Annotated in this window: 11 protein-coding genes and 2 riboswitches; of the genes, 5 read left to right on the top strand and 6 right to left on the bottom strand. The window is 63.4% G+C overall.

The annotated features are described in order from the left end of the window. Positions 1–91 precede the first annotated feature (91 nt). The 4 genes from AC5WNI_RS12910 to AC5WNI_RS12895 all read left to right on the top strand — a co-directional run bounded on the left by AC5WNI_RS12910 (position 92) and on the right by AC5WNI_RS12895 (position 3,361). Entirely contained in the window at positions 92–1,387 is a 1,296-nt protein-coding gene (locus AC5WNI_RS12910) for a nuclease-related domain-containing protein (RefSeq protein ID WP_175088509.1), read from the top strand. A gap of 412 nt (positions 1,388–1,799) precedes the next feature. Continuing rightward, entirely contained in the window at positions 1,800–2,168 is a 369-nt protein-coding gene (locus AC5WNI_RS12905; RefSeq protein ID WP_175088510.1) for a phasin family protein, read from the top strand. Positions 2,169–2,488: 320 nt separating this feature from the next. Further along, positions 2,489–2,995, top strand: a complete 507-nt coding sequence (locus AC5WNI_RS12900) for a hypothetical protein (RefSeq protein ID WP_153636380.1) — start codon at positions 2,489–2,491, stop codon at positions 2,993–2,995. Between the two features lie 87 nt (positions 2,996–3,082). Then, positions 3,083–3,361 carry a peptidylprolyl isomerase gene (locus AC5WNI_RS12895; RefSeq protein WP_495928545.1) on the top strand — a complete coding sequence of 93 codons (279 nt, stop codon included), beginning with the start codon at positions 3,083–3,085 and terminating at the stop codon, positions 3,359–3,361. A gap of 132 nt (positions 3,362–3,493) precedes the next feature. On the opposite strand, the gene thiC is transcribed toward AC5WNI_RS12895, so the two are convergent. The 6 genes from thiC to AC5WNI_RS12865 form a co-directional block, all read right to left on the bottom strand. After that, positions 3,494–5,503, bottom strand: coding sequence for a phosphomethylpyrimidine synthase ThiC (thiC, locus tag AC5WNI_RS12890; protein ID WP_175088511.1), 2,010 nt, complete (start codon positions 5,501–5,503; stop codon positions 3,494–3,496). 126 nt (positions 5,504–5,629) lie between these two features. Continuing rightward, positions 5,630–5,770, bottom strand: a riboswitch (TPP riboswitch). A gap of 160 nt (positions 5,771–5,930) precedes the next feature. Beyond that, a complete protein-coding gene (tenA, locus tag AC5WNI_RS12885; protein WP_043331406.1) occupies positions 5,931–6,590 on the bottom strand; it encodes a thiaminase II in 660 nt (219 codons plus the stop codon). A gap of 146 nt (positions 6,591–6,736) precedes the next feature. Beyond that, a riboswitch (TPP riboswitch) is annotated at positions 6,737–6,863 on the bottom strand. Positions 6,864–7,016: 153 nt separating this feature from the next. Continuing rightward, the gene (locus AC5WNI_RS12880) at positions 7,017–7,718 is read right to left on the bottom strand and encodes a TIGR04282 family arsenosugar biosynthesis glycosyltransferase (RefSeq protein WP_175088512.1); all 702 of its coding nucleotides are present in this window, start codon (positions 7,716–7,718) and stop codon (positions 7,017–7,019) included. Between the two features lie 16 nt (positions 7,719–7,734). Continuing rightward, positions 7,735–8,496 (bottom strand): TIGR04283 family arsenosugar biosynthesis glycosyltransferase, encoded by a 762-nt coding sequence (locus AC5WNI_RS12875; RefSeq protein ID WP_254626979.1) that lies wholly within the window; start codon positions 8,494–8,496, stop codon positions 7,735–7,737. Between the two features lie 479 nt (positions 8,497–8,975). Further along, positions 8,976–10,112 (bottom strand): PQQ-dependent sugar dehydrogenase, encoded by a 1,137-nt coding sequence (locus tag AC5WNI_RS12870; RefSeq protein ID WP_254626980.1) that lies wholly within the window; start codon positions 10,110–10,112, stop codon positions 8,976–8,978. A gap of 271 nt (positions 10,113–10,383) precedes the next feature. Continuing rightward, positions 10,384–11,418, bottom strand: coding sequence for a lysophospholipid acyltransferase family protein (locus AC5WNI_RS12865; RefSeq protein WP_254626981.1), 1,035 nt, complete (start codon positions 11,416–11,418; stop codon positions 10,384–10,386). Between the two features lie 329 nt (positions 11,419–11,747). Here AC5WNI_RS12865 and AC5WNI_RS12860 point away from each other — a divergent pair, with 329 nt between their 5' ends. Continuing rightward, the gene (locus AC5WNI_RS12860) at positions 11,748–12,482 is read left to right on the top strand and encodes a class I SAM-dependent methyltransferase (RefSeq protein ID WP_175088515.1); all 735 of its coding nucleotides are present in this window, start codon (positions 11,748–11,750) and stop codon (positions 12,480–12,482) included. Positions 12,483–12,615: the final 133 nt, after the last annotated feature.

Below are 12,615 nucleotides of genomic sequence, written 5' to 3'. Positions count from 1 at the left end.
GGCGGATTTTTCCGCGAAGTCCGAGGCAAGAAAGATTGCGAATAGAGCACTACACTGAGTTATATATGAATGCTCTAATTCAGAGGCGCCCATGCTGATCAAGGACTGTGATTCACGGGAATATGACCTGCTGGTGCTCGAGGTGCTGGCGCAGGATGCTGCGCTTGCCGCGCCCGAGCGCCACAAGGTGCTGGAGGCGCTGCGCGCGATACGTGCCCGTCAGGCTCGTCGCCGTGCGCTGGCAAGCCAGCTGGATACCTTGTTGGGGACGCGGGATGATTGGGTCGTGCTGCATGATGTGAGGCTGGCCCAGGCAGAGGGCGTGATCGAGATCGATCACCTGCTGATCAACAGCCTCATGCAGGTCTGGGTGCTGGACGCCTCCTGTTTTGATCTGACGCTCTCGATCACCCCCTTCGGTGAGCTGTTGGCTCATGATGGGCGAGTCGCGCAGGAGGGCGAGGTTCCCGCGGACGAAGATGGCGTCATGGCGCACGCCGTGACGCCTTGTCCCTTGCAGACGATTCCTGAGCGCAGTCGCGCCATCGTGCAATGGCTGGAGGCCTCCTCGTTGTTGCCTGTGCGTCTTGGGATGACGCTGCAGCCGCAATTGCGCTATCGCATCGTGGTGGCTGATGCGGCTCAGGTCAGTCGCCCGCCGGAAGACATCGTCGACAGTCGTGCGCTGCTGTCCTTCGCGCGCCTCAAGCGTCAGTGCCTGCAGGTAAGCAGCAAGACCGCTTACGTGACTCGGCTGCGCAGTTTTACCCATCGCCTCGATCAACGCCGCCTGCGCCAGCTGGGGCGCGCCATCGCGACCCGGCATGTGGCCCCCAATACCGATTGGGTGGCGGAGCTGGGCCTGGCCGCTGACACACGCTCGCCGGAGGGCGGTGGTGCCACTCCGGTGTCCACGCTGGCCTATCTATGGCAACCGCCTCTATCGCCTGAAGGGCAGTCGCGGACCTCAGGCGAAAGCGCTGTCATGGCGGCAGAGTCCGATGACATGGAGGGGGCGTCGGACGACACGACGCTGGCGGTCCAGCGTGGCGTGACATCCACGGCTGCTCTGAAGCGACAGTGTGGTTTCGGGGGCCGAGGGCTGCAGGCTGCACATTGGCAGCCCGGGCACCAGGATCCGGGGCAGGGCAGCCAGGAAGGCTCCGCGAGCCGGCAAGGGGCAGGCGAGCAACAGGGTACTGCGCCCGGCAATCAGCAGGGCGTGTCTTCTGCCCGGTCGCAGGATGAGGAAGGCTTGCCGCGCTGCCAGGGCTGTCGGCGGTGGCTTTCCTCCCAGAGTGTCGACTTCTGTCGCCAGTCAGAACAGGCACGTGCGCTGGGCGGGCGCCTGCTCTGCAAACGCTGTCGCGACGCCTCAGCCCAGTAAGGCAGTAGCACGGCGTTGTATTTGACTCCGGTCCTGTGCCCCAGGCCTATGGCGCCAGTCTGGCGCTCAAGGGCGCGGTGCATGGCGTGACGGGAGCTCAGGGCGTCAATTTTCTTTCTGGTTTCTGATTGTTTTTCTCCAGTGCAATCAAGCGACTGCATCAACCAGGGCGTACAGGCCAGTCGTTGCAGTGTTTTTGATGTTGCGGTGCAACAAAGACTGTCTTATGCTGCGTTGCAGCGAGGATGGAACCTGGTCGATAGCACTATCTGACCGTGACGGCTTGATAGTGACGGCTTGACAATGATGGCTCGGTCACTACGGTGCACCAGCCCGGTTCAATCCTGATAATCGAACGGAGCAAGGCTCCGGTTCATTTCAGCGTGATGCCAATACCCTGGAGGGTGCCTACATGTTCAATGCCAACTTCGAGAAGTCCGCTCAGCAGTTCGACGATATGTTCCTGTCTCCGCTGCGTGCGTTCAGCGCCCTGAGCATCGATTACAGCGAGAAGCTGATCGGCGCACAGATGGAACTGACCAAGTCCTATGCTGATGCTTCCCTGACCCAGGCGCGTTCCATGCTCGAGATCAAGGACAGTGAAGGTCTGAAGAACTTCGTCAAGGAGCAGCAGGAAACCGTGAAGTCTCTGGGCGAGAAGCTGCAGAACGACACCCAGAAAGTGGTCGAGCTGAACCAGGAATACGCCAAGAAAGGTCAGGAACTGGCAGAAAGCAACGCCAAGTCCGCCTCCGAGGCTATGCAGAAAGTCGCCAAGTAAGCGACTGCTGCCGACGCTCTCAGGCGAGCGTCCCCAACGCCCACCCGGTCTTCCGGGTGGGCGTTCGCGTGTCTGGGGTACTGAATCTGATTACTCGTTGCTGGAAAGGGGAGCGTTGGCACCCTCCCCTTGAGCGTTAAGGCAATGATGACGGTGTACGGGTAATGTCGCTGGGAGTGCGCCGGTGCTGTCAGTCGGCGTTATCAGTCTCGTCATGAGTCAGCGCTATCAGGTCATGTCACCATAAGTGACGGTCATTGATGATCGAGCAAGGCTCCCCGGCGGCGTATGCCGGGAGGCATCAACACAAGGAGTGTGTGATGAATTCTGTCAGTGCGGCATTGGCAGCGTTAATGGATGCGGTCTCGGGCTTGAGTGGGCAATTCGGTGAGGGTGTCGCCTCGCATCTGACGACGACAGCAGGGCTTCAGCGCGAGCATGTCGAGACCCGCTATCAAGGGCAGGTGATCGATTTCGATACCCTGCATTGGCGTGTTCTCAATGACTCGGTGTGTGCCAACAAGCGCCAGAATGCCATGGCCCATACCCGTTGCAGTCAGGCAGCCAGCGAGATGTTTGCCTCGACGTGCCGGGAAATGACCAGCAACCCTCCGACTCTGCCTTCGCAGCGTTACAACAGTACGCGGCGCATGGCATGCAACGCTGCGGTCAGTTACCGGCCCAGTGTCGGCAACATCCAGTGGGCGGAAACCTCCGCTGCCGATGACTTGGCTGAGGCGGAATGCAACGCTGCCACGGCGGCACTGCTCGGCAGCAATGATCTCGATGCCATCCAGTATCAGCGCCGGGTCTGTGCAGGACGCTAGCGGCGAGCGCTGCCTTGGGCCACAATGACCTGCCACGCCGCCGGTGATTGCCGACGGCATTTATTCGATCAGTGACAGGTGATAGACATGGCACAGGCCACAGCGCGTCATATTCTCGTTTCCAGCGAAGAACAGTGTGCAGCTCTCAAGACCGAAATCGAGAACGGCCGCGATTTCGCTGATGCCGCTCGCGAGCACTCCTCCTGCCCGTCCGGCCGCAGTGGCGGCGACCTGGGTGCCTTCGGCCCGGGCATGATGGTCAAGGAATTCGACGAAGTCGTGTTCAGCGCCCCGATCAACACCGTGCAGGGCCCGGTGAAGAGCCAGTTCGGTTATCACCTGCTGGAAGTCACCAGCCGTACGTGAGCCTTCTGTCACGCTCATGAGATGTCATGAGCGTTTGGCAGGATGTGACGAAAACGCCCCGACCATCACTGGTCGGGGCGTTTTTTGTGTCGCTTGGCAAGTCAGCTTCCCTGTGCGCCGTCAGGCGCTTGACTAGACCTCCTGATAGAGCTGGCTGCCTTCACGCTTGAACTTGTCTGCCTGCTCCTGCATGCCGGCCATCACGCTGTCGGCATCGCCGGTCAGGCCATGCTCATTGGCGTAATCACGCACTTCCTGGGTGATCTTCATCGAGCAGAACTTCGGCCCGCACATGGAGCAGAAGTGGGCGACCTTGGCCGAGTCCTTGGGCAGCGTCTCGTCGTGGAAGCTGCGCGCGGTGTCCGGGTCCAGGCCCAGATTGAACTGGTCTTCCCAGCGGAATTCGAAGCGTGCCTTGGAGAGCGCATTGTCACGACGTTGCGCGCCTGGATGGCCCTTGGCCAGATCGGCGGCATGCGCGGCGATCTTGTAGGTGATGATGCCGGTCTTGACGTCGTCCTTGTTGGGCAGGCCCAGGTGCTCCTTGGGGGTCACGTAGCAGAGCATGGCGCAGCCGAACCAGCCGATCATCGCGGCACCGATGCCGGAGGTGATGTGGTCGTAACCCGGGGCGATGTCGGTGGTCAGCGGACCGAGGGTATAGAAGGGCGCCTCGTCACACTCGCTGAGCTGCTTGTCCATGTTCTCCTTGATCAGGTGCATCGGCACGTGACCCGGACCTTCGATCATGACCTGGACATCGTGCTGCCAGGCGATCTTCGTCAGCTCGCCGAGCGTCTCGAGCTCACCGAACTGGGCGGCGTCGTTGGCATCGGCCACCGAGCCCGGGCGCAGGCCATCGCCCAGCGACAGGCTGATGTCGTAGGCCTTGCAGATTTCGCAGATGTCCTCGAAGTGGCGATAGAGGAAGCTTTCCTCGTGATGCGCCAGACACCACTTGGCCATGATCGAGCCGCCGCGCGAGACGATGCCGGTCACGCGACTGGCAGTCAGCGGCACATAGCGCAGCAGGACGCCGGCGTGGATGGTGAAGTAGTCGACGCCTTGTTCGGCCTGCTCGATCAGCGTGTCGCGGAAGATCTCCCAATCGAGGTTCTCGGCCACGCCATCGACCTTCTCCAGCGCCTGATAGATCGGCACCGTGCCGATGGGCACGGGAGAGTTGCGCAGAATCCATTCACGGGTCTCGTGGATGTTGGCGCCGGTCGAGAGGTCCATCACGGTGTCGGAACCCCAGCGGATCGCCCAGGTCATCTTGTCGACCTCTTCCTCGATGGAGGAGGTGACCGCCGAGTTGCCCAGGTTGCCGTTGACCTTCACCAGGAAGTTGCGGCCGATGATCATCGGCTCGCTTTCCGGGTGATTGATGTTGGCGGGAATGATGGCGCGGCCGCGTGCGACTTCCTCACGCACGAATTCGGCGGTGATCTCGTCGGGCAGGTTGGCGCCGAAGCTGTGGCCCGGGTGCTGGTGGCCCAGAATGCTCTCGACGGCTTCGCTGCCCTGATATTCCTCACGCAGCGCGATACGACGCTGATTCTCGCGAATCGCGATGTATTCCATCTCCGGCGTGATGATGCCCTGGCGCGCATAGTGCAGCTGGGTGACATTCTTGCCCGGCAGGGCACGACGCGGGCGATGGTCCAGCTCGAAGCGCAGTGACGACAGGCGCAGGTCGGCCTGGCGCACGCGGCCATATTCACTGCTCAGCTGATTGAGCTGTTCGGTATCACCGCGTTCCTCGATCCACTTTTCGCGCAGCGGTGCCAGACCCCGGCGAATATCGATCTCGACCGCCGGGTCGGTGTAGGGGCCGGAGGTATCGTAGACGACGATCGGCGGGTTCTCTTCCAGACCGCTGGAGGTCTGGGTCGGAGAGCAGACGATCTCGCGCATCGGCACGCGGATGTCCGGACGGGAGCCTTCGATATAGATCTTGCGCGAGCCGCTCAGCGGCGCGATGGCGGCGGCGTCGACTTGTGCTTCGCTGGCGAGGTGGCGGCTGCCATCCTTGCGAACGGCGCGCGCGCGTGCCTTGGGGGCAGACTCAGGCTGCGAGGCGAGCGGTGACTCGGCGGCGTTGGTGGCTTGCGGGTCTTGTGTTGTCGGGGCAGTGCTCATGCAGGTCTCCTCAAAGGGCGACGTCACGGCTGACGTCATCATGGGAAGACCGTGCGCAGGGAGAGGATGGTCGTCGCCGACTCCTTGCCAACAGGTGGCCCGGGAGCGAGGCGGCCGCGCGCAGCGGCTGGCCATCAGCTTGATTCCTACGCCGGTCCTAACCGGTTCAGGTTCCACGGGACCCCTTGCTGGCAAGCTCGCGCGTCAGGGCGGCGAAGCATGCATGCAGGATCTCAGCCGGTTCCACCGGCACCCCGTCAAGCGTGTGCAGATTTCAATGCGAGAGTGTGTTGCCCGAAGCGTCAGGCTTGCCCCGGGGAGCGTTCTCTCATCCAGGCTCTGTTGGCCTGTCAGTCGTGCCATCCATGGGGGATGGCGTCATCCCGAGCGGCTCATGGCGAGCACCGGGACGTCAGTCTGTGATGACTCAAGCGCGATCGAGACCCATCTGCCAGAAGTCGATCTCGAGTCGCGTGGCGTCACGGAAGACATCGACCAGTTCACCCAGTCGACGCTCCGAGACCTCCGAGAGTCGCGCATCCAGCCATTCACGCTCGGCTTCGACGGCTTCCTTGAAGTCATCGCTTGAGTACATCGCGATCCAGTCCGCGTACGGGTTGTTCTCGATCTCGGTGGTGTCTTGATCGAGCAGCCACTCGGCGATCTCGCCGTAGCCGATCAGGCAGGGCGCGAGCGCCACGTGCAGATCGAGCAGGTCGCCGCGCTGGCCGCAATCGAGCACGTAACGGGTATAGGCCAGGGTGGCGCGCGATTCCGGCAGCTCGCTCAGATCATCCTCGCTGATGCCCCACTCGCTGCAGTAGCCGATATGCAGATCGAGCTCGGTATTGAGGATGGTGTCGAGACTGGCCGTGGCCTGACGCAGCTCCGCGAGGGTGCGGCTCTTGTAGGCGGCCAGCGCCCAGGCACGCGCGAAGTGGATCAGGAACAGGTAGTCCTGCTGCAGGTAATGGCGGAAGGACTCCTCCGGCAGACGACCTTCGCCCAGCTGGCGAACGAAGTCGTGCTCGAGATAGTCACGCCATTCCTCGGCGCAGGCACTGGTCAGGTCGTTGAAACTAGGCATGACGCATCCCTCGGTGAGCGTGCTGACGACCCGTGATGGGGCGGCAGTTCTCTGGCGCAAGCGTGGCCAGTACCGGAACAGGAGCAGGGGAAAAGCGGGGGAGGTGCCGACAGTCACCGTGAGAAAGTGGTGACGTTATCGAGTGGCATCGCTTCACGCTTGATCCCTACGCCGGTACTAGCCGGATCAGGTTCGGCGGGATCGTCATTCACGCAAGGACATTGCCTGCGCATGACATCTCAGCCGGTCTTACCGGCACCCCGTCAAGCTGTGACATATGAGTCACGATGCAGCGAGTGTAACAGCCCTGCGGCGCAGAAGAAGGGCAGTGTGAGCAAAAATGCATACGACTTTGGGAGGCCTGCCGAAGGTGTGAAGAGCCTCAAGCGGGCTTGTGATGAGCCTCGAGCGGGTTCATGGACAGTCTCAAGCGACAATGTCCGCCATGAGCGCCGGCAGGTGGCGCGACAGTCGCGCAAGGTCACGCGGCTCATCGACATCCCAGCTGATCGGCAGGCAAGAGTACGTTCTGCCTGCCCGTGCCAGCCGCGCCAGGGTGTCCCGGCAGACATGGGCGTGGCTCCAGCGTGGCAGCAGGAAGGCTTGCGGGCAGGGCGCCTTGAGGCCGATCAAGCCATAGCCCCCATCCTCGGTGGGCTGCAGGACCGCGTCGTGAGTGCGCAGTCTGTGGGCTGCCTCGCGCAGGCGCTGGCTGTCCAGCGCCGGCAGGTCGGAGCCCATCAGCAATACCGGCCCCTCGGGTAGATGTCGGGCCATGGCCCGGGACATCCGTTCACCGAGGTCCCCCTGTGGCTGTACCTCGAAGGTGAGGTCGGCTGAGGTGTCGACAACGCTTCGCAGCCGGGCTTCCAGCGCCACCTGCAGAGCCGCCTGTTCAGGTGTCTGTCTCGACGGCTCGGCAGCGGGCGTCAGCATCACCACGACCTTGCCAAGGCGCGCGGCGCAGGCCTGGTCAGCGATATGGCACAGCATCCGCTCATAGAGTCGAGCTGCACCCTCGGGGCCGAGTGCGGGGATCAGGCGTGTCTTGCAGTGGCCGGCGATGGGCAGGCGACCGAAGATGATGAGGGTCGGGCGCACCTCTGACGCGGCATCAGTTGTGGGCAAGGTAGGCAACGCCGCATCACGCATGGGGCATGCCGCGCTGCTCACAGGCCTGCGCCGCGGCGCGATAGCCGTAAAGGCGTGCCAGGCGTGCAGGGGAGACGCCGCACCAGGCCGCCAGCCGCAGTCCCCACATCTTGACGATGGTGCGCCAGACGCCGTGGGTCTCCCAGCGCCGACCGCTGGTGGTAACGCGCGCCGTCAGGTTCATTGGCGGGGTCAGATGTTTGAGCTGGGCACTCAGCCAGATATCTTCCATCAGTGGCATGTCGGCAAAGCCACCGATGGCCTCGAAGGTCGAGCGCTGCACGAACTGGGTCTGGTCGCCCGTGCTGATGCTGGTCAGCCGCGAGCGCAGATTCATCATGGCGGCGATCATCGGTAACCACGGCGACTCGCCCTTGATGCTGACATCGAAGCGGCCCCAGTCGCTGCGGCGATGCGTCGTGACGGCCTCCTTGAGCAATGCCAGCGCATTGTCGGGCAAGTCGGTATCGGCATGCAGAAACAGCAGCCATTCTCCGCGTGCATGCGCGGCTCCGGCATTCATCTGGCGTGCCCGGCCCGGCTCACTGCCCAGCACGGCATCACACAGCGGATGGGCCAGTGAGGGGGTGCCATCCGTCGAACCGCCATCCACCACGATCACTTCACAGTCCCCTCCCGCGCGCAGGCGATTCAGGGCGATCAGGGTTTGCACGATGCCGGCTGCCTCGTCATGCACCGGCATCACGATGCTCAGCCAGGGAGCGCGCGTCAGGTGCGTGCATGTGCTTGGCAAGGAGTCCTGGCTGGCGGGCGTCCGTGCTGCTGGGGGTGGCTGCTGGTTCATGGCGGCAGGCTCCGACGATGGCGTATCCGTTGGATCATACGCAGGAGTTCTTAGGCTGGATGCACGAGCGAGAGACGCTCTCTCAACGCGTCATCGTTCATTAAACGCTTGGCGTCGACCCAGTGTCGCTCCATGACCTCACAATGCCTAGCTGGCCATTGGGTGCATGCGAGGATACAGGACTACATTTCTGTAATTCGAAGGCGGGGCATGAACGGCAGGTTTTCAGAATCTGCAGCAGGCAACCACTGCAGCCATAGGCCCTATTCATGGGCTCTCTGCCAAGCAGCTCCTGGAGAGAGCGCCCGGAGAGGGGGCTTGGACAAAGGGCTTGGAGAGAAGGCTTGGACAAAGGGCTTGGAGAGAAGGCCCGGAAAGAGGGCCAAGACCTCGCTTCTCAAGGGAGCGTTCTGTTGGAGGTCAGTCCATCAATCGAAGGTGAGGCGATAGAGGCCAGCCGCGCCGCTATCCGAGGTGAAGTACAGGCTGCCATCAGGGCCGAACAGGACATCGAGCGGGCGAATCCAGCGCTGGCCGCTGCTGCTGTCCTGCAGACCGGTCAGCACTGGCACCAGGCGTGCTTCAGTGTCTGGCGTCGCCAGCTTGAGGCCCAGCAGGCGAGGCTCACGACGGCTGGCCGGATCACCTGCGGCGTTGCCGGAGGGAGCCGTGCCCCAGCTGCCGTGGACGGCCACCACGACATCCATGTCTGCGGCCAATGGATGTTCTGGCGGTACCACCGCGATTCCCATCGGCGCACTGCGAGCGGGAACCTCGGCCAGTGGCGGCGCAATCTCGTCACGCTCGCGCGGTGAATCGCTCGTGATGCAGTCATCCGTCTGCCAGCGGCCATCGACCCACTGATACCAGGGCATGCCATGGAAGCTGCCTTCGCGGGCTGCGACCACCAACTCGCGAGGTTGCTCGTAGCCCCAGTGGTCGGGGCCGTTGTTGGTGGCCAGCAGACGTGGCTCATCTTCCCTACCTGGCTGCCAGGCGAGGCCTACCGGGTTGCGCAGCCCGCTGGCCCAGGGCTGCCAGTGCGGGGCATCGCCGGATTCCTCAAGGCGCAGCACGCCACCGCGGCGTTCACTGAAGGAGTAGCCCTGCTCGCTGCCTGCGAGATATTGATTCGAGCAATTGCCCTGGATGCCCAGCGCCAGATAGAGGCCGCCATCAGGCCCGAGACTCAGGGTGCGCGAGTTGTGGCCACCGCCGCCGGGCAGGGCGATCAGCTCACGAAAGTCATCGCGGGTGAGAGATTCGCCGTGTGAATAGTCGGCGACCAGCAAGGCTGCAGTGGTCGCGACATAGAGCTTGTCGCCGCGTACCACCAGCGAGTGAGGGTAGCCCGACAGTTCGACCAGCGTCTTCACGGCAGAGAGGTTGCCGTCCGGCCTCAGTTGAGCGCGATAGACACGCTCGGCCCGCGAGCCGATCAGCAGCTCGCCAGCGTCAGTGAGATGCAGCATACGTGGACTGTCGAGCGAGGCCAGCCGCTCGAGCGTGGTGCCCTCAGGCAGCTTGAGCGCTGGGGCATCGCTGGGCACTTGCTGAGCGCTCATCAGCGACAGTGAGGAGGAAGTTCCTGTCTCTGCCTGGGCTGGCAGAGACAAGGCGAGACAGGCCGCCGCGGCACCTGTGACCAATCTTGTCGGCAAGCCTGTCACCAGGCTTGCCGGCAGGCATGTCGACACCGCTCGGGACAGTGAGGGGCGACGGGACGATGCGCTTGTGAGGTGAGCGGCGTGAGTCTCGATCGGCATCCTTGCCTCCTGTCATTGAGCCATGCGCATTCAGTCTGGGAGCTGATGGCCTGTTGCGCCAGTGCTGCCCTCAGCCGTGCTTGCTGGCCTTGCGGCGATGCTTGAAGTAGCGGCGCCAGCCCTTGAGCGAGAAGAAGGAATAGGTGCGCGCATAGAAGCGGGATTCCTGCCAGCCCGGTTGTTGCTCCATTTCCTGCGGGCTCTTGCGCCAGCGCTTGTATTCCCACTGATACTGGGCCGGCGCCAAGGCGATCGCCGCTTCCACCGAGGCATTCACCCCGCGTGCCGAGGCGACTTCCTCTTCGCAATAGACACCTTCATCCGCGGCGAGGAAGTGGATGGCGAAGCCATGGCCATCTTCCAGACGCTGGGCGACACCGGTGACGACGCGTGCATCGGTTCTCGCCACCAGCTTGGGCAGCAGGGTGGCGGTATAGGCGGGGCGGCCATAGAAGTCGGCGAAGACGCCGCTGCCACGACCCGGCTCCTGATCCGGCAGTATGCCGATCGCTTCGGCGCGCTTGAGTGCCTTGAGCAAGGCGGCCACGCCGCGCGAGTTGGTGGGCACCAGGCTCGCGCCCATGCGTTCACGGCCGTTGCGGATGATCGGGTCGAGACGCTCGAACTTGGGCGGCTCATACATGGCGGTGAACGGGAAGTGGCTGGAGAGCCAGAAATTGAGCACTTCCCAGTTGCCGAAGTGCGGCGCCAGCACGATGACGCCGCGCCCCTCGGCACGCGCCTCGTCGAGCAGGTTGCGACCGTGGACCTCGAGAATCGAATCGCGCACGGCGTCTTCATCACCCAGCCACACCTTGCCCAGTTCCAGCATGGTGGCGGTGGAATGTGCGAGGCTGTCGCTCGCCAGACGCGCGCGCGCCTGCTTGTCGAGCTGCGGGAAGGCCTGGCCCAGATTCTGGCGCGTGACCCGGCGCTCGCGGGGATTGCACAGCTGCACCACACGCGCCAACGGGCGCGCCAGCCACCAGAGCTGGCGGGTGCTGATCCCGGACAGTCGTTGCCACAGACAGGCCACGGAATTGGCCTTGAGAGGAGTCAGGCGCTGTTCCATGGCCTGTTCGAACCGCTTGAGAGTCTTGTCCATCGTCACACGTGAAGTTCCGGTGGTCTGGCGTGAAAGATCGCGCCTGTCTGACGCGAAGGCAGGCGCCGTGACATCGTCAGGTGTCGCGGTGCCGCACTCGAATGATGCTCATTGTGCCAGAGGGGGGCGGTGCCTGCAGGCTCCATCGTGGCAGGCGCAAGACACTGGCGCGGGGTATCATTCAGCACTCAGACAGTCGCCACCTGCGATACGTTCACCTGCTGCTGAATTGCCCGTGTCGCCGCGGTAGCGTGCGTGGCGCCGAGTTGTCACCGCCAGCCGTGTGGTGACATCCACCCACCGGCAGTGTCCCCAGCCACGGAGCCCTGATGTCAGCCCCTGATTCCCTCGTTCCCTATCCGCCTTCAGATACTGTCTGCCCGCTGTGTGAGGCGCCCCGGAGCCAGCATGTACTGCACCTGGTGCAGCGGCGCAGGCCATGCCCCGAGACCGGTCAGCGCCCACCCGCCGATGAGCGCGATTACCTGCGCTGCCCGGAGTGTCATCTGCTGTATCTGGCGCCGTCCCAGCGCCTGGATGCCAGGGCAGAGCAGGATATCTACGACCAGCACGAGAATGACCCGGCAGACCCGCGTTATCGAAGCTTCCTGGCCAAGCTCTTCACGCCGATGTGCGAGCGGCTCGCGGCCGGTGCCAGCGGGCTCGATTTCGGCTGTGGACCGGGGCCTGCCCTGGCGCAGATGTTCGAGGAGGCGGGCCATCCGATGGCGTTGCACGATCTCTATTATCATCCGAACCCGGCAGCGCTCACCCGCCAGCATGACTTCATCGTCAGCACCGAGGTGATCGAGCATCTCTACGCGCCGGGGGAAGTCTTCCGCCAGTGGTTGCGCTGCCTCAAGCCCGGCGGCCTGCTGGGGGTGATGACGCAGCCCGCCTCGGATGACCCGGAAGCGCTCAGGCGCTGGCACTACCTGCGTGATCCGACGCATGTGTGCCTGTTCAGCCCGGCGACCTTTGCCTGGCTGGCGCGCACGCACGGACTCGAGCTTGAGCAGGTCGCCAACGACAGTGTCATCTTCCGCGTGCCCCGATCCGCCTGACAAGGCGCGGGACAAGGCGCGGGACAAGGCGTGGAACAGGGCATGGATAGAGCGCAGGACAGCGCATGAATAGGGCGCAGGGCAGCGCGCAGCGACACGCAAGAAGACATGGTCGCCAAATGACGCAAAAATG

The organism is Cobetia sp. PDI-12MA, assembly GCF_059507695.1.
Note: the sequence above shows the minus strand (reverse complement) of the source record. Positions and strands in the feature narration are given on the sequence as shown.